Raw genomic sequence first — 17,980 nt, forward strand, 5'->3', positions numbered from 1 at the left:
GGAGTGTGCACATCCATGATGAAGCTCACCCAATCTTGGCATCCATGCCAAGCTGTTAACCTAGCTGGAGCGGTGCTCCAGAAAACCCTAGGTTAACCCCAGATGAAGCTCACCCAAATATGACATCCTTGTCATATTGCAAATGCCTAGCCGAGCAGTGCTCGTCTCAAGACTGCATTTCCCCATGATGAGATGCACCCAGGTCTCGCCATCCTTGGCAAATAGCTCCCGCATTGCTCTACCTTCCACCATCCTTGGTGGTCGCATGCAAGCCATTCAGGCAGACGGCGCATGCGCCTAAAGAAACTGCCTTCATCCTTCACGAAGTGGATTATCCGGACGGTTGCAGAGTGAGTATCACGTAAAGTACGTCAATCACTGTAGTGGACTATAAGATTCCTATTCAAAGAAAGACGTTTCAGTAAGGGGCCTCCATTTGTAGTGTGATTTGTCTGATTCAAAACTTATCGAGTTGTCTCACAAATATTCTTTATTCAATTATCATTAATTTGCTTTAAATCATTTAGTTATATTACTGGTTTCGGTTTTGAGCATAAATTTATTTCGTTGAATATTCACCATAAGGGCAAACTTATAATAAAAACGTTTCATGAGAAATCTTCTATTATTCTAGAAATCATTTAGTCGCTTTAACGGTCTTCATTGTATTGGTAATTTATCGGATCTTTTGTTTTGTATAAAAGGGGGTAAATTTCTTGAGAATTTGTAATCTACAATTTGCATCTTTTACCACTAAGTTTAAAACATGCAAGTTTTAATAGGCTGACAAAATGAATGATCTAATACGCTATATTTGCAATCCAGCAAAAAACCTAATGTCCCAATTTTCTTACTCAGTAAAATTCACGATAGTTAGTATTATAATTATTAGTCCTCTAATTGTAAGTTTGATATTTCTTCAATATGAATATGGCGAGGATATCCGATTTACAAAAAAGGAGCAGAGTGGCCTGAGATTTATTGAAATAGCCCAGAATGATTTACTTGATCTAGCCTCTGAAATAATAAGTGGAAAAGATAAGTCTGTCCTTACTAGTAGGTTGAATGACCAGAAAATTCCTATTTCGCAACAGTTAGCCCCCACTGTTTCTAAAACATTAGGTGTTTACTTGAATGGCGGCTCATCACAAAACCCTGCAGTTAATTACTTGCGATTATCGGAATTGATGCAGACGATAGCTGATTATAGTAATTTGGAATTGGATTTGGCCCTGGATACTAGCTACTTAGTGACTACGTTAGTTAAGCGCCTTCCTGCTTTACAGTTTCAAATAGCAGAGACTATTAACCTCGCGAGGCAAGTGACTAAGGAAGGTAGTTTTACGCCAGAAACCTATATTGCGCTATCTAATGCTAATGAAAAGTTACCACTAATTATAAAACAGACCTCAGCAAGTTTAGCCGTTAGTACGAACGCAAACAAAGTTATCGATAAAAAATTGATGGTGTTGTGGAGCAATCTTGAAAGAGACTTAAATAAGCTTAAACAACTAATAAAAAATAAAATTCTTGAACCCGATGACATTTTGGTGGAGGAGAGTGAAATTTTGTCACAAGGTAATTCGTTAAATAAGGCTATTACAGCTTTTTCATCTGCCGTCACGCCAGTATTAAGTGATTTATTACAGATGAGGATTGACGATGCAAACTTTAAGAATAAAATCATATCAAGTGTTTCAGTTCTGGCTGTTTTAATTGCTATTTATTTGTTTATAGGCATGTACCAATCTGTTATTCAAAATATTCAACGCGTTACCATGGGGGTGCATTGTGTGGCTGATGGCGACTTAACATCAAGAGTTGAGGTCATAGGTAAAGACGAAATGCGCACTATTGCTGACGATATGAATTTTATGACCGCTAATTTGCAAAAATTAGTTGAAAGAATTGATCAAGCAACAGATACATTATCTCATTCAGCTCATAGCTTAAAGAAGGTTACCGAAACAACAATTATTGGCGTAGATGAACAGAAGTCTGGTACTCAAGGTATTGTCTCCTCAATGGGGGAAATGACAACAGCAGCTGCAGCTGTGGATCAAAACTCTGAACTAGCTTCTAACGCCGCTGTCGATGCAGATGAAGAAGCACAGCAAGGCATAGTATTAGTAACAGAGCTACAGTCTGTGATGCGAGAGATGCAAGATGAATCAAGTCGCTCCCAAGAGGCTCTGGAAAGATTAGTTAAAGATAGTAAAGATATTGGTCAGGTTTCTTCAGCAATTAACGATATTGCAGAACAAACGAATTTGCTTGCATTGAATGCTGCGATTGAGGCGGCTCGCGCAGGTGAGCAAGGTAGAGGTTTTGCTGTAGTGGCAGACGAGGTACGAACATTAGCAAAACGAACGCAGGATCAAACCAGCCAAATTCATGAAATTATTACCAATATTCAGCAGGCTACTCAAGATACAAAGAATAGTATGGAGCAAAGTAGAGAGCAAATGAACTTAAGCGTACAAGAAGCGTCAACTGTTGGCGATGCGTTACAAAGAATCTCCCAGGTTATTACCACTATTAACGATATGAGTTCAGAGATTTCGAAATCAGCATCTGAACAGTCGAACGTTACTAATCAAGTTGCTAAAAGAGTGGAAGATATAGCGTTAATATCTGAGTCTACATTAATAGGTGCAAAAAATACCGGTGACTCAGCTGATAGTTTACTTACTGTGGTGCAAACTCTGCGGGCCGAACTAGCTTATCTGCAAAAAGGACGCAGTTAAGCTAGGTACAAAATTGAATTCAACCTTATGTTTTTGATTTAACTATTTGGTTTTTCTAATTCAGATATTCTAGCTTCTAGAGCTTGTAATTTTTCTCGAGTTCGAATTAATACTTGATTTTGAATGTCAAATTCCTCTCTACTTACAAAATCCAAACGACTAAGCTGTGATTGTAAAACCTGTTTAACTTTTGCCTCTGCCCCTTCTGCTAGGTTTTTTACCTCTGGTGGTACTGCGTCTGTTATTTGTTTTGCTATCTCTTCGAGTTTTTTAGGGTCTAACATTAGTTAATACTCTGTTTATTTAGTTGGCTTGACAGGCATAATTTCTTACAATCCATGCCCCTTAACTTTAGGCTGTTAAATTTAACAATCGGTTGGCTTTCTCTGTGCAGCGCTCTGTGAACTCAGTGGTAAATAGCTCTTAGTCTTTCGCTCTATCATTCCGGTAGTGTTTTAAGCCGGAATCGGATTGAAAGTAGGAAGGCAAAAGAAAAAAATTGAACCACAGAGGGCACAGGGAACACAGAGGTAAAGAAAAAATATTGTTAAGAAAGTAACTGGAAATAATGACATTGAGTCACGTTTGGCTCAGACATTGGTCGTTTAGTCAGTCTTAACATTCAATTGCTTTTCTCTGTGCAGCGTAGCGCTCTGTGGCCTCTGTGGTGAAAAGTTTTTTGTTCTTGCGCTCTGTCATTCCGGTAGTGTTTTAAGCCGGAATCGGTTTGGTTTAGATGTTTAACTCAAGTTTTACTAACTTGGGGCTAGAAAAAAAGCCGTTCTCTTGGGTAAACCAAATTTCGCCATTGGGTGTAACACATAACCCTTCGACTTGATCAAAACCAGGTACATAAAAAGATTTAACTAAGTCTAATTGTGCATTTAAAATTGTGATGAAAGGGTAAAAACTGCCTAATCCTTTCAATTCATAACCAACTAAAATGAATCTGTTGTTTTGTTTGTCGTAATCGCCACCGGTAATTATGCCAGGTAAGTCTTCAATAGATGAAATGGGCGCTACATTTTGTTTAGGCTGATCTTTATTTAATTTGTAAATATGTAACACACCTGTTTGCCAGCTTTTTGAAAACAAGAACAAGTTATCACCTTGATTCACTAAAGCCTCAGCATCAAAGTCATGATTAAGGTTTTCGTTTTTCTTTACAGAGTTATGTTGGTAAGAAATCATGGACGTCGTGACTTTACTCGAGCCTTGTTCTTTCGGCAAAGCATGTATTTGTACTGCTTTGCGTTTACCGTTATTGTTGCCCACATCACCTATAAAAAAATGAGTTTGATCGCCTGTTAAAGCCTCCCAGTCTCTCATTTTAGTGTCGACTTTTCTTTGGGAAACAATTTGTCCATTTTGATCTAGGGTATAGATAATAGGTTTGTTACCAGAGTCATTAATGGTAAATGCTTGATTTGTTTGGGGGCAATATAAACCAGAAGTTTCAAGTATCTCTTGAGGTAGAGGAAGTACCTCTAATACTTTATAGTTGGGAGTCGTTTTAACTTTAGCATGGGAGTTAAATGTAATTAGTAAACTTACCGTCAGGCTCCCTAAAACTCTAAAAATCATTGTTCATCCTTTAAAAAATTGCGCCGGAGGATTATGTCATAGTTTAAGTTGCCGTTTCTATTGTTAAAAATGGATTCCTGCTAACAACATGCAGGAATGACGTATTAGATGGTATGCAGGAAAGACGAAATGAGGCTGAACCACAGAGGTCACTGAGAACACGGAGGGAATCGTTGTTAGTAAAAGAAAAAAATGGATTCCTGCTAACAACATGCAGGAAAGACGTATTGGATGGTATGCAGGTATGACTAGATTTTACGGTATTCCGTTAGTGTTTTAAGCTGGAATCGCTTTAGTCTTAACAATCGGTTAGCTTTTCTCTGTGCAGCGCTCTGTGTTCTCTGTGGTAAATAGCTCTTAGTCTTTCGCTCTGTCATTCCGTTAGTGTTTTGAGCCGGAATCGGTTAAAAGCATTTGTAACAAAAATTTAACTTTCGGTACTTAATTTATTCAATTAGTTCATGTGGTTAAAAAAATAAAATGCGATTTTTGACGAATTCAAGGTGTTTTTATGGTTAATGTCACTTTTTTGCATTATGTGGATGTTAGATTGATTTCAATTGAGGTAGTATTTGTTCCAAATACAATATATGTATTAATAAGGGAAGTGACATTGAGAGCCAGAGATATTCGCTATGCCAATTGAAGCTCAACACATTAAAAAAGATCCGGCCATACAAAAGCTGTTAACCAAAATGCCTAGCCATATGGCAGACAGCTTTACTGATGAGCAGCTGGTCCAATTAAAGTCGGCTATTGGCTCTCGTGAATGGGGCAAACACAAAATAGATGTTAGGGGCACTTTTCCTGTGCCCTTCTTTAAAAGTCGAATTTATTACGTGTTTTTAATGGGCCGAAACTACCGAAACTTGTCACGACAAGAAAAGGTGATTTCAGCATTTACCATAGCGGCTTTTACCTTCTTGTTTATTGTGTTCTCTGTGTTGTTCGGTTTACTGGTTTTATACCTAATTAAATCGGCATTAGGTATCGATTTATTTAAAGGGTTTTCCTTAGGAATTTGGAGTTGGTTTAAAACATTATGGACATAAAGAAGATGAAAAAAACACTATTAACCACAGCTATTATCAGCGGTTTGTGGGTCAATGCGGTTACCGCACAAGAAGCAGGTTTTTTAGCTGAAATAAATTCACGCTTAACCTACGACGACAATATTTTACGTACTTCTAAAGCGTTCGAACAAAGTGATACCAGCTTAGTAGTTACACCTAAGTTAGAGTTGGCCGGTATCCTAGGTAAACAACGCTTTGCTGTTACCTATAATGGTGAATACGCCAATTATTTTGATAACAGTGATGTGAATTATGCCGATCATGAATTTCGTATTGGTGCTAATTTCGATCATTCTAATCGTTTAACTTCTGCTTTTAGTGTGCTGTATAGAGATGAACACCAAAGTTTAAGTCAATCGAATGCTATTTCTAATACCTTTACCGAATTTAGCCGCTTGTCAGAAAAACAAATTAATGGGCAGGTAGCTTACGGAAGGCAAGACAGTTTTGGACAATTAGTTTTAAAACTAGGCCATAGCGAACTTGAGTTTGATGAAATTGAAGATGCATTTAGAAATTACGATCGTGATTTAGTTTCTTTAGCCTTTTATTACCGTATCGCCCCTCGCACCCGTTTATTAACCCAAGTTGAATATCAAGATTATAGTTATAGCCCAGGAGCAGGTTTTATCGATTTAGACAATGAATATATTCGTTATTTAGTTGGGGTGGAGTGGGCGCTAACTAATCAGCTTGATGGCACCATTAAAGTGGGTTACCAAGACCGTGATTATAAGTTAGCGGGCTTACAGGATTCTGATGGCTTGTCTTACGAGGCTGATTTAGTGTGGCAACCAAACACCTACACAGCAGTTAGTTTAGCTGCTAATAGAATGAGTACAGAATCAGATATTGCAAATACAGGTGCAGTATTACGTACAGGTTATGCACTTTCACTAACTCATGAATTGACTAAGCTGACCAAACTTGATGCGGCAGTGCGTTATTCAAAAGATGACCTTTCATTCAACTCTACACGCCAAGACAAACGTCACTTTGTTAAATTAGGTGTATTACATGATTTATTAACGTGGGTAGAACTCGGGGCGAACATTAGTTACGAAGACAGAAAGTCTAACGTTGCCTTGGCGGAATATAAGGTCAACAGTGTTAACCTAACGGCTAAAATATCATTTGATTAAGGACTAAGGATGAATATGTTATCACCTAAGTTAAGCCAGCAATATCATATTAACTATCCGACTTGTTGGGTTGTACTAGTCTGTTTGTTGGCATTATTTGCTAGCAGTCAGACTGTGGCACAAGATGGTACAAGCGGCGCAGAAAACCATTACCGCCTAGGAGCCGATGACGAAATATCAGTCAAGGTATTTAACGAGCCAGATTTAAGCCTGCCTAAAACCCGAGTTTCGGCCAATGGCAATATATCCATGCCATTAATTGGTCAGGTACAAGTCAAAGGCTTAACCATAGACGAGGTAGAGCTAAAAATTACTAAGCTGTATTTAGGGGATTATTTAAAAAAACCGGATGTGTCTGTGTCTGTCGTTGAATACCGCCAGTTTTATGTAAATGGCGAAGTCGACAAACCCGGTGGTTATAGTTATCGCGAAGGGATGACCATACAAAGAGCCATATCCTTAGCTGGTGGATTTACCGAACGGGCCGCCCGCAATAAAATACAATTAATGCGCGAGAATGACCCAAACAACATCAGTCGAGTCGACCTAAACTCACCTGTTAAACCAGGTGATGTAATAACAGTAGAAGAAAGCTTTTTTTAGAGAGCAGTGGATAGATGCTAGTAAAAGATAAAAGCAAAAGAAATTGAACCACAGAGGACACAGGGAACACAGAGGTAAAGAAAAAATATTGTTAAGAAAGTAACTGAAAATAATGACATTGAGTCACGTTTGGCTCAGACATTAGTCGTTTAGTCAGTCTTAACATTCAATTGCTTTTCTCTGTGTAGCGAAGCGCTCTGTGAACTCGGTGGTGAATCGCTTTTGCATTGGCCTTTGCTGTGACATTCCGGTAGTGTTTTGAGCCGGAATCGGTTTTTGCTTTTCTCTGTGTTGCGTGGCGTTCTGTGAACTCTGTGGTGAGAAGATTTTAGCTTTATAAAAAATAAAATTTAGTTGGCTACCCCAAGGGGTAAAGGATAAAGGGATAATTCAAACGTGGTAAATCATTCGAACACAGCTCAAGTTTCTAATATCAGTCATACCGATGACGATACAATTGACTTAACTCAGTATTGGCGCATTATTAAAAGGCGCAAATGGAGCATAGTATTAGTCACTTTGTTATTTGCAATTTTAGGTTTATTTATTGCCATTAAGTCAACGCCTATTTACCAAGCCAGTGCCAAAATTCAAGCCGATCCTATTCAGCCCAATGCTACAGGTAGTGACGCTTATATAATGAACTCTATGGTGTTTTTGTTTTACGAAACACAGTACGAAATTATTCAGTCACGTAAAATTGCCGAAACCGTGGTGGACAAACTCGACTTAGTTAACCGTTATAAACAAGAGCAAGCAGAAGCCAAGTTACGAGGCAAAGACAGTAGCTTAGTAAGCGACCTAAAAAAACAAATCAAAGCTTGGTTCGTCAGCGATGAAGAGCTAGCTGACTCTGCCAAACCAGCGCAGCTAAGCGATGAACAAATCCGTATTATGTTATCTTATGGTATAAAAGGCATGTTGTCGGTTGATGGCGGCATGCAAAGCCAAATTATTAATATTAGTTATCAGTCAGACGACCCAGCAGAAGCGGCAGAAATCATTAACGCCGTAGCCGATGCTTATATTGAGTTTGGCCTTGAAGCCCGTTTAAGTACCTTAAAAGATACAGCCCAATGGTTAGGGGAACAATTAGACGAGCTAAAGATTACTCTACAAAAATCAGAGGACAAACTGGCAGCAGTGCGCACTCAATCGGGTTTGATGGACTCTGAACAACAAGCCAGTATTGCGAATACTCAGTTATCTAATTTAAATATTGAATTATTAAGAGCGCAAACAAAGCTATCGCAAGCCCAAGAAATGTACACACAAGTTCAAAAGTTAGACCGTAGTAAGGGGGATTATTTATCTTTAGGCCCAGTATTACAAAACCCTACCATACGTGATTTAGTGCGTGAAGAGTCGAATCAGTCTCGCCAAGTAGAAGAGCTGGCCGAACGTTATGGCGAAAAGCACCCTAAAATGATTGCCGCTAGGTCTGATTTAATGGGCGCACAAAGTAACCTAAACCGCGAAGTGGACAAAATAGTCGAGAACATAGCCAAAGAATATCGTTTAGCCAAAGTACAACTAGAAAACGTTAAAAAACTCACCGAAAAAACCAAAGCAGAATTACAGTCTTATCAAGGTAGCAGCTTTGAAATTACTCGCCTTGAGCGCGAAGTTGAGAACAACCGCCGTATTTATGAGTCATTTTTAGGCCGTTTGATGGAGGCTGATGTGTCGGGCGATTACGATGCCTCGAACGTACGTATTATCGACCGCGCCACTGTGCCTAATTACCCTATAAAACCTAGAGTGTCGTTGATTATAGCGGGCGCAATATTTTTTGGTGTTTTTGTCGGCGTGATTTTAGCTTTTGTACGTGAAATGTTAGGTAACGTATTTAGAACCCCAGATCAAATTGAAGAGCAATTACATATTCCTTCTTTGGGCGTGACACCTTTAATCAAAAAAGGCAAAAAATCGGTGCCCCCAGAAAAACAATATATAGACGATCAAAGGTCAACCTTTGCTGAGGCCATCAATACCATACGCACAGGTTTGTTGTTTAGTGACATAGACAACCCACCACAAACGGTACTCATTACCTCCACTGTGGGCTCTGAGGGTAAAACTACCCTAGCTATTAATTTGGCCACCGCCTTTAGCCAATTAGATAAAACCCTATTAATAGAATTAGATTTACGTAAACCCGCTATTAGTAAAGATTTAGGGTTAACTAATATCACAGGTTTAAGTGACGTATTAGCTGGCCAAGTGAATGTTAAAATTAAAGGTGACGAACTCACTAAAGTAGAAGGTGCGCCTAACTTAAGAATATTAACCTGTGGCACCATCCCTCCGAACCCTATGGAGTTATTGTCGTCTAAACGTTTTGCCGATTTGCTTGAGTCACTTAAAGAACAGTTTACTCATATAGTGATAGACAGCCCGCCTACCCTACCGGTAAGTGACGCCTGTGTATTGTCGAAACTAGCCGACGCCACGGTTGTAGCCGTCAAAGCCGAAGCCACCAAAATTAACATGGCCAAAGAAACCATCACCCGCTTACGTAAAGTTAACGCCAACATCACAGGTGTAGTACTCACCCAAGCCTCACCACAAAAAATGAGCTACTACGGTGAGCATTATTACCAAGAAGGTTATTACGGAGTGGACAAGAGCTAACAGCTATCTATACAACTAAGTTAAAAAAGAACGGGGTATGTCTTAGACATACCCCGTTTTTCTTTTTAAAGACTAAAGCGTGTCACAGAGGCACACAGAGAAAAACAATGAAATGTTAAAATCAAAAGATGATCACAGAGGCTGCGCTACACAGAGATAAACCAATATTAGGTAATATCTGAGTTTTTAACTTTATTTACCTCTGTGCCACTCTGTTACAAGTTTTTTATAAACGTAAGCGTTTTAATCCATGAATTAATTTTTTTACATTAAAATTGATAATTAGTCCTGTATTTATATGACTTAATTTCATATATGTAAGGGTCTGGGCCACATGTACGGGTAGGATTTTATCTATGGCCTTTAGCTCAATAATAAGCTTTTCAGGTAATAAAATATCAATTCGATAGCCAGTATCAATTTTTAAACCTTTATAGGTTAAGGGCAAAATAACTTGCCTCGAAGCCGTGATGTCATGCTTATTTAATTCATACATTAAGCAGGATTCATAAGTCGATTCTAGTAATCCAGGCCCTAATATTTTGTGTACTTCTATAGCGTGACCAATGATTGATTGTGTGAGTAGATCCGTATGCATGGCAAAGTCCATTTATCATCTTGTGGTTTACGTAAGGGTAGTACAATTTAAATGATTGCTCTTATCGGTTTAAAAGCCAAAGCGTATCACAGAAACTAGGCCCACAGAGAAAAGCAAAACTAGGTAATTCTTAACTTTCTTTACCTCTGTGCCACTCTGTGACAATTTTTTAATTTATTGCTTTTAAAAGCCAACGCGTGTCACAGAGGCTGCGCGCCCACAGAGAAAAGCAAAACTAGGTAATTCTTAACTTTCTTTACCTCTGTGCCACTCTGTGACGATTTTTTGATCTTGTCGGCGAAGCCGCCATTTGAAAACTCTGTGTACCTCTGTGATCAGCTTTTGCCCTTGCTTTTAGAATCAACCAACTCTGTGGCCCTCTGTGACTAGCTTTCGCTCTTCTTCTTTAATTCTTAACAAATGTATTGTTTTTCCTTGGTTGTCACTGTGGTAAATTACTCTTGTTATTTTTAATAAGGAAAACCACTGTGGTAAATGCACTTCATCTTTTAGGTACCGGAGAAAAAGCGTGATCGACATTCACAGTCACATACTTCCTGGGGTGGATGACGGCGCTCGGACTTTACCCGAGGCCCTCGACATGCTGCGCATGGCCGTTGACGGTGGTGTCACCGTGCAGGTACTTACTCCCCATATTCACTTTGGCCGTTTTGAAAACCAAAAAGCTGACTTGCAACAGCGCTTTGCTGTTTTTCAAGAACAAGTAGACAACGCCAATATAAAAATTGGCCTACAGCTAGGTAGCGAAGTGCGTATTAGCAGTGAAATAATGCAGCTAGTGGCCCAAGACGCCATACCCACTCTAGGCGTGTATAACGGCAAAAAGACTTTCTTGTTAGAGTTCCCCCGTATTGACGTACCAGTTGGCTACGAAAACCTAGTGAAATGGTTGTTAGCTAAAAACTATTTACCTATCATTGTTCACCCAGAACGTAATCAAACCTTTGTGCGTCAGCCACAAAAATTGCAAACTTTAATCAATATGGGCTGCCCCCTACAAATCACCGCCAGCAGCCTAACAGGCTTATTTGGTGACGAAGCCCAGCAGAATGCCGAAAAATTATTATTAGACGGCAACGTCAGCGCTATCGCTTCTGATTGTCATAACCTCAAAGGTCGTAAACCGAATTTACATGAAGGGATAACCGCCGCTAAAGCCTTAATAGATGAAAGTTTGATTAACCCATTAATCAGTAGTATTCCTGCTCAATTGACTACAGTTAATTATGACCAATGACGTTAAACCACAAACTTTAGATCAAGAAGAAATAGAAACCCTTTTAGCCAAGCTACTATTGTCACCAGACATTGAGTGGATAAATGAAGTAACTAACAAATACTCCGCTGCTGTATTACTAGAGCAAGCTATAAAACACGGTGTGGCAGCAGTACTTTATCAAGCTTGGTTAAAATTTGATGAAAAGTCACAACAGATTAGTTGTATTGATCTTTTTAAAAATATTGATAATAAATTAAAGCTAATGCATGGCTTTTTACAGCCTGTAACTGACCAAGTATTTAATGCCTTTCGGCAACATAATATTGCTTTTGTTATGTTAAAAGGTTACGCCCTTAGTCATAGTGTTTACTCACTTCCACATATTCGCCCCCGTACAGATATTGATATATTAATAGATGAAAAAGACTCAGACAGATTACGAGCCTTATTAGAATCTTTAGGGTTTAACAATCCAAGAGGTTGGCAGCCTAAAGTCATTATTGATCAGTTTTCTTTCAACAAAGAAATCGCTAATGGTATTAAGCTTAGTTTAGATGTGCATTTAAAAATCAGTAACGACAAGTCACTACAAGAGGTGATTACTTTTGACGAATTGATGCACGATGGCAGTCGTCACTTAAAAAACACTGGCCAGCTAATTAGTAAGCCCTATGGTTTAATCCATGCAGTTTTTCATTTGTTACATCACCAGAAACATGGGGACTTTATCAAACTGGTTTGGTATTACGATATTAAATTATTGCTAGAAAATATGACTAAAAGCGAATACCAAACATTAAAAACTCTGATTACAGAAAAAAAATGTGGCGCAGTAGTTAATGCTGTCTTAGCGAAAGTGGATGCTTTATTTACAGTAGAAAAAATTAAGGCATTAAGTACAGATTTAGCAAACGTTGAATCTAGTCCTAAGTTTGACCACCTGTTGACTCGGCCTTCTATATTACTTGTCACTTGGCATAACTTTACATTGGTGAAAGGGGTAGCAGGAAAGTTTTTATTTATTTTAGAAACATTTTTCCCACCCAAAGAAGAGATATATGTAAAATACGGTAGAGCCTCAAAATGGCCTCTGCCATTGTTATATATGCGAAGAATATTCGGTGGAATTAGACGGTTTCTTTTAAAATAGTAGTTATGCCATATTCTGAAGAAAAATTATCATCTTTTTACAATATCATTAAAATTAGTGTTGAAAGTTGTAAGTAAACAGTAGATATCGCTCTTAAATTAGATTTAGTGGATATTTTTGTAAAGAATTAAGGAAAACATAAAGTGGGGAGCGTTACGTGAAAATAGCAGTGTTAACTTACAATTTGGGGTTGAATTATGGTGGAATATTACAGTCTTACGCGTTAATGGAAACATTAAAAAGATTGGAGCATGAACCTGAACTTTTATTCATTAAAACAAGATACCAACCCAGCTGGAAAGGTGTAGTTAAGAAAAATTTACTTTCGATGTTTTCTCGTAAATATAAAAACCTGCATGATGGGCGTATTTACAAAAACACATTTGATTTCGTTGATAAGTATATTCATCCCAAAACCCAGCCACTTGAAAATGCTGATGACTTCTCAAATATTGAAAAAAATAACTATGACGCATATGTTGTAGGTAGTGACCAAGTATGGAGAGCAAGGATGTTTAGGCATATTGACCGTGCCTTTTTTGGGTTTGTCAAAAGTGATAAGCCAATCCTGCTGTCATATGCTCCATCTTTTGGTGTTGAAACTTGGGATTACACAGAAGAAGAAACAAAAAAATATCAAAAGCAAATTCAAAGATTTAGTGGTGTTTCTGTCAGGGAGGATAGTGGAGTAGCGCTATGTAAAACATACTTAAACAAAGATGCAGTGCATGTCCTTGACCCCACCATGTTATTGAGTGCTGATGATTATAGACAGTTGATTATTGCAGAGAATGAGCCTAATCATAGCGGGGGATTGTTAACTTATATACTCGATGAAACAGTCGAAAAATTAGAATCAGTCGATATGATTCTTGAAGAATTGAAAATCTCCTCATTTAAAATAAATGCCAAAGCACATCTTGCTGAAAATATTGACGATATGGTTTACCCAACCGTTACCTCATGGCTTAAAGGGTTTGATGATGCGCAATATGTCATCACTGACTCATTCCATGGTTGCGTGTTTGCTATTTTGTTTAATAAACCATTTATTGCGTACGGTAATAAAAACAGGGGTATGGCAAGGTTTAAATCTTTACTAAAAATGTTTGGATTAGAGAATAGGTTAGTGGTGAATAAATCTGATTTAAATAAGAATGTCATCGGTGAGAAGATTGACTGGAATGTTGTGAATAGTCAGCTAAATGAGCACCGACAGTTCTCTAAGCAGTTTGTTATTGATGTACTGAACACTAAAAAAATTTAACGCACTAGATATATGATTCACAAATACAATGCCCTTTTCACCTAGGGGATGTTTGTAACTAAAATCATAATCTAGTTTGAGTCAAACAAAATCAAATAATTGATATTGCCGAATGAAATCGAATTCTGGTTTATGAATGATTCAATTGTAAATTTCAACTGTACAGAATCGTTGTAGAGATCTATAGCTGAGTCGTGCTGCATTAAGGAGTCTAGCACTTCTCAGCTTTGTGGTTAATTCATTGGTCGTAATCTTATTTTAACTTGATAGTTTGTTCTATTGATTCTTACTGATTCGTTTCTCTAATTCATCAGCTTTTTTGTGTTAACTTAGCCCCTATTTTGATAAATGGCTTTTCAATAGTTTTATATAGTAGCCAAGAAACTGGAACTGTAACTATGCAAGCAATTAAAATTAATAGCCAAGCAACTGGTTGAGTAAGATTGCCATTGTTAATTACTACAAACCCACCAACAAAAATGCTAAATATTTGAATATGGATTAGGTACGTTGAATATGACCACTTGCCTAAGGTTTGAATAACAACATTAAAAAATAATATATTGGTAATAGGAGTAAATACCCGCGGTAATTTTGTTAAATTGGCTTCGTACATTAAGATTGGAACGAAAATAAACCAAATTATTACTGCAAGTTTGTCACCTAAGAAGCAAGGTAGGATAGTAACGAGTACCCAAAATAACCGTTTTGAATTAAAGTTTTCTATCAGAAACCTACTTGCAATTCCAATCAAAAAGTGTGGCATTGAAAGTAGTAAGAATGAATTATATTTCCAACTAAAAGCGCTTACATCATTTATCCAATAAAATAGAGAAAGTGAGACAAAAGTTATTATTAGCGTGAGCTTCAGGCTACGGCTTATCGCAAAGACTAAAAACGGAGCTAGTAAATAAAACTGCCATTCCAGTGATAAACTCCAAGCAGGAGCTAAGAATGACGAGCTAGCATATTTTAGAATTTCTTCAGGGATAATGCCATGTAGCATTGTTAGATGAAGTATCAGATGCTTGAAAAAGTTATCATCTTCTAAGTTGGCTCGCTCAATCCTCATTTCAAATGCGTATACCCATGAGAATTCAGTATAGGCAGCTAAATATAGGGGCTTGAGCAGTATAGCTAGGGTTAGAGAGAACAAAAATATAGGAAATAACCGAAACCAACGCCGCACAATATAGTTTTTATAAGCTTCGTGTTTTGTAATCAATAAGTGCGCGATAACAAAACCGCTTATAATAATAAAAACGTTTACTGCCGTACCGCCCCTTAATAAAAGATGCAGTAAAATATTTACTTGCTCACCGCTATCTGTTGCTTTAGTAGAAAAGCCTGCCAAGTGAAGTGCATGCCCCACAACAACCCACCAAGCCATCCAAGCTCTTAAGCTCTCTATAGAATTAAATCTGATCATGCTATTAAACCCTTAATAAGTTGCGATTAATAAAATAAAGCCCTATCAACTTTCATGTTACTTATTCATACATCGCATAAAAATTTTTTAATGACTTTCTTGGCGACTTTGCAAATGATATTGTTTCAAGTGGTCGACCAAATGCTATGAACATGATTACAGATTCTTTATTTTCTAATATATTAAACTTATAAAGCGCCTTATCATTTTTGATATTTGCAGACCAATTAAGAGGGCATGCGACAAAACCTTTATTTTGCATGGAGTATAAAAGACTCATGGCAAACATGCCGCCGTCAACAAACGCCTGATTTCTTTCTTCTGGTTTTACAAAGAATGAAATGTCACTAGTGACTATCGCTAAAGCAGGGATGTCTTCGGTAAATCCTCTATTACCATTTTGTAATTTTAATAAATCGAGTACAAGATTTTTTTCGGTAATGATTTTTACTCTACAATGCTGTCTGTTGCAGACTGATGGGGTTTTTATGACTGGCTCTATAAGTGCTTCTATTTCTTCTTTTGAAATACTTTTACTTAGATCAAATTGTCTTACACTCGCCCGATCAAAACACAAATCATCGAATTTATAATCACCGAAGTATTCGGTTATATTTTTAGATACATGCTCAGAATTACTACTGGTTGCATTTTTTGTATTTTCTAGCGAGTGGTATGCTTCAACTAATTTAGGATCTATCAAATTTAAAGAGTCTTTGTGATAGTTGAAGTATAAACCTAATGCAAAAATAGCGTAGTCAACAGATTCTGCCATACGGTTACTATCGAAATTTTTAGCCAATTGTAGATTTTTGAAAATACGGACTAACACATCTTTGCCAAATCCCTTTTTGGGATTCTTTAAACTTAACCCTTTTTCTATACGATGAGAGTCCTGCATCAACCAAGTTATAACGGAGTCACTATCGTTTTTAAAAATGGATGAGTATTTGATAAACCTATTAAAATCATAGAGCGCATGATTAATAAAGTTTATATAGTCCTTAATATTCTTAAGAAAAGGGAAAATAGCTTTAGGGATTACCTTTTTTATACTCACTTACAACTCCGTTTTGATTATAAAATCATGATGTTAGAAGAATTTTTTAAAAAATAATATACACGTAAGGGTAAATAGTATGTTCATAAACTGAATTCCCCCGATTTATTATGCACTGTTATGTTTTATGGAAAGGAAATAACACCAGTATAGAAGGCTCTACTCCCAATTTTTTTACAAGCATAAATCTACTGGCTATCGCTATAAAGCACATTGCGAGGAAATTTGCACATGCACAACCAATTGGACCTGCCCACGGTATAAGAACAATGTTAAATAATACCTGTATCAACAGGGAAGATAATACTATACGAGAAGCACTACCTTCATTTTCTGTCATTGCTAACATGGCATTACCTGGCCCAAAAAGTAGTGTGACTAAAACTCCTGCAATATATATACGCATTGCCCATGCACCCGCAACAAATTCAGGTCCGAAGACCATCATTACCTGCTCAGCGAAAATCCAAAACCCTAAAGTTATAGGGATCCCTGAAAGAGTAAATAATTTCACCATTATCTCTGCATGTTGTTGGAGCTTTTTTTTATCTGACTTGCCATAAGCTTCGGCAATTTGAGGCCTATATTGTAATAAAATAATGGCTCGAATAAGGCCTGCCATTTCGGCGACACGAGCTGCAATTCGAACTAATGCTACGTTTTCTGGGGTTGACAGCACTCCCATCATTAGCACGTCAATATGTTGGCCTAATACAAAACCCAATGATACGAGGGAAAAGTGTAAACCGCTTTTTAATAAGGCTTTTTCGCCTGGGCTTTCTAATAAATCTGCATTTTCGGGCGTATGTGTGTCTATTGTTTGTGTTTTAGCGCGTATTTCTCGTACTGTCGCGGTAATTAATAGAATAGACGCTATGAGACTACCCACAGCAGCAAAAGCATAAGTAACTGAGACTGAGGTCGCATCTGGTTTTATCCCCATGTACCACACGTAAAAACCAGCTAGGATCATTAATACAGGATAAACAATCTGGCTACCGGTAATAGAGCGCACGACTTGTTTGGTCCCTAAACAAATAGACTCAAGGTACTTACGACAAAGTATTACCGGTAATAATAAAAATGTAGCCAATAAAGTTAATTGATAAGGCCCCACAAAGGGAGTGACTGTGACCACAATCCCCCCAACAGCTGTCACTGCAAGTGTGATGGGTAATACCCTTTTTATAATGAGTCGCCATAGGTCTTGCCATCGATTTGAAAATACCACTCGGGATTTACCTATACGGGCAATATCTCGCATTAGCACTTGATCTAGGCCTGCTGATAAAAGTAGTACCGCTAATGCTGATATAGATAGGGCAATTGATAACAAGCCAAACACTTCGCTACCAAATACACGGGTCATAACGATTGTTTGCACAAAGGTTAAGCCTATTGCGAGCATACGCACACTCATTAATTTACCTAGTTTTAGTAAAATTGATTTCAT

14 protein-coding genes are annotated in these 17,980 nt (G+C 37.7%); 8 read left to right on the forward strand and 6 right to left on the reverse strand.

Translation table 11 applies throughout. The features are described 5' to 3' along the window. Positions 1-908: 908 nt before the first annotated feature. Positions 909-2,747: a methyl-accepting chemotaxis protein gene (locus tag L0668_RS17280; RefSeq protein ID WP_235313979.1), complete on the forward strand. Its 1,839-nt coding sequence runs from the start codon at positions 909-911 to the stop codon at positions 2,745-2,747. Positions 2,748-2,785: 38 nt separating this feature from the next. Here the strand turns inward: L0668_RS17280 and ubiK are convergent, their stop codons facing one another. After that, positions 2,786-3,031 carry a ubiquinone biosynthesis accessory factor UbiK gene (gene ubiK / locus L0668_RS17285; protein WP_235313980.1) on the reverse strand — a complete coding sequence of 82 codons (246 nt, stop codon included), beginning with the start codon at positions 3,029-3,031 and terminating at the stop codon, positions 2,786-2,788. 448 nt (positions 3,032-3,479) lie between these two features. Then, positions 3,480-4,331, reverse strand: coding sequence for a hypothetical protein (locus L0668_RS17290; protein WP_235313981.1), 852 nt, complete (start codon positions 4,329-4,331; stop codon positions 3,480-3,482). A gap of 635 nt (positions 4,332-4,966) precedes the next feature. Between L0668_RS17290 and L0668_RS17295 the strand changes: the two genes are divergently transcribed. The 4 genes from L0668_RS17295 (at position 4,967) to L0668_RS20945 (ending at position 9,783) form a co-directional block, all read left to right on the forward strand. After that, positions 4,967-5,383, forward strand: a complete 417-nt coding sequence (locus tag L0668_RS17295; protein WP_235313982.1) for a hypothetical protein — start codon at positions 4,967-4,969, stop codon at positions 5,381-5,383. 5 nt (positions 5,384-5,388) lie between these two features. Then, entirely contained in the window at positions 5,389-6,546 is a 1,158-nt protein-coding gene (locus L0668_RS17300; RefSeq protein ID WP_235313983.1) for an outer membrane beta-barrel protein, read from the forward strand. Between the two features lie 9 nt (positions 6,547-6,555). Then, complete coding sequence (locus L0668_RS17305) at positions 6,556-7,149, forward strand: polysaccharide biosynthesis/export family protein (protein WP_235313984.1); 594 nt, start codon at positions 6,556-6,558, stop codon at positions 7,147-7,149. A gap of 396 nt (positions 7,150-7,545) precedes the next feature. Next, positions 7,546-9,783 carry a GumC family protein gene (locus L0668_RS20945; protein WP_235313985.1) on the forward strand — a complete coding sequence of 746 codons (2,238 nt, stop codon included), beginning with the start codon at positions 7,546-7,548 and terminating at the stop codon, positions 9,781-9,783. 226 nt (positions 9,784-10,009) lie between these two features. On the opposite strand, the gene L0668_RS17315 is transcribed toward L0668_RS20945, so the two are convergent. Continuing rightward, on the reverse strand, positions 10,010-10,381 hold the full coding sequence (locus L0668_RS17315) for a GxxExxY protein (protein WP_235313986.1): 372 nt from the start codon (positions 10,379-10,381) through the stop codon (positions 10,010-10,012). A gap of 529 nt (positions 10,382-10,910) precedes the next feature. Between L0668_RS17315 and L0668_RS17320 the strand changes: the two genes are divergently transcribed. The 3 genes from L0668_RS17320 (at position 10,911) to L0668_RS17330 (ending at position 14,038) form a co-directional block, all read left to right on the forward strand. Further along, positions 10,911-11,639: a tyrosine-protein phosphatase gene (locus L0668_RS17320; RefSeq protein ID WP_235313987.1), complete on the forward strand. Its 729-nt coding sequence runs from the start codon at positions 10,911-10,913 to the stop codon at positions 11,637-11,639. Next, on the forward strand, positions 11,629-12,771 hold the full coding sequence (locus L0668_RS17325) for a nucleotidyltransferase family protein (RefSeq protein ID WP_235313988.1): 1,143 nt from the start codon (positions 11,629-11,631) through the stop codon (positions 12,769-12,771). The genes L0668_RS17320 and L0668_RS17325 overlap by 11 nt, the downstream gene beginning before the upstream one ends. A 157-nt stretch (positions 12,772-12,928) precedes the next feature. Continuing rightward, positions 12,929-14,038 carry a polysaccharide pyruvyl transferase family protein gene (locus tag L0668_RS17330; RefSeq protein WP_235313989.1) on the forward strand — a complete coding sequence of 370 codons (1,110 nt, stop codon included), beginning with the start codon at positions 12,929-12,931 and terminating at the stop codon, positions 14,036-14,038. 310 nt (positions 14,039-14,348) lie between these two features. On the opposite strand, the gene L0668_RS17335 is transcribed toward L0668_RS17330, so the two are convergent. The 3 genes from L0668_RS17335 to L0668_RS17345 all read right to left on the reverse strand — a co-directional run bounded on the left by L0668_RS17335 (position 14,349) and on the right by L0668_RS17345 (position 17,980). Beyond that, on the reverse strand, positions 14,349-15,467 hold the full coding sequence (locus L0668_RS17335) for an acyltransferase family protein (RefSeq protein ID WP_235313990.1): 1,119 nt from the start codon (positions 15,465-15,467) through the stop codon (positions 14,349-14,351). A gap of 61 nt (positions 15,468-15,528) precedes the next feature. Continuing rightward, positions 15,529-16,527 carry a nitroreductase family protein gene (locus L0668_RS17340; protein ID WP_235313991.1) on the reverse strand — a complete coding sequence of 333 codons (999 nt, stop codon included), beginning with the start codon at positions 16,525-16,527 and terminating at the stop codon, positions 15,529-15,531. Between the two features lie 118 nt (positions 16,528-16,645). Further along, entirely contained in the window at positions 16,646-17,980 is a 1,335-nt protein-coding gene (locus L0668_RS17345; RefSeq protein WP_235313992.1) for an oligosaccharide flippase family protein, read from the reverse strand.

It is taken from the genome of Paraglaciecola algarum, assembly GCF_021532655.1.
Classification (GTDB): Bacteria; Pseudomonadota; Gammaproteobacteria; order Enterobacterales; family Alteromonadaceae; genus Paraglaciecola; species Paraglaciecola algarum.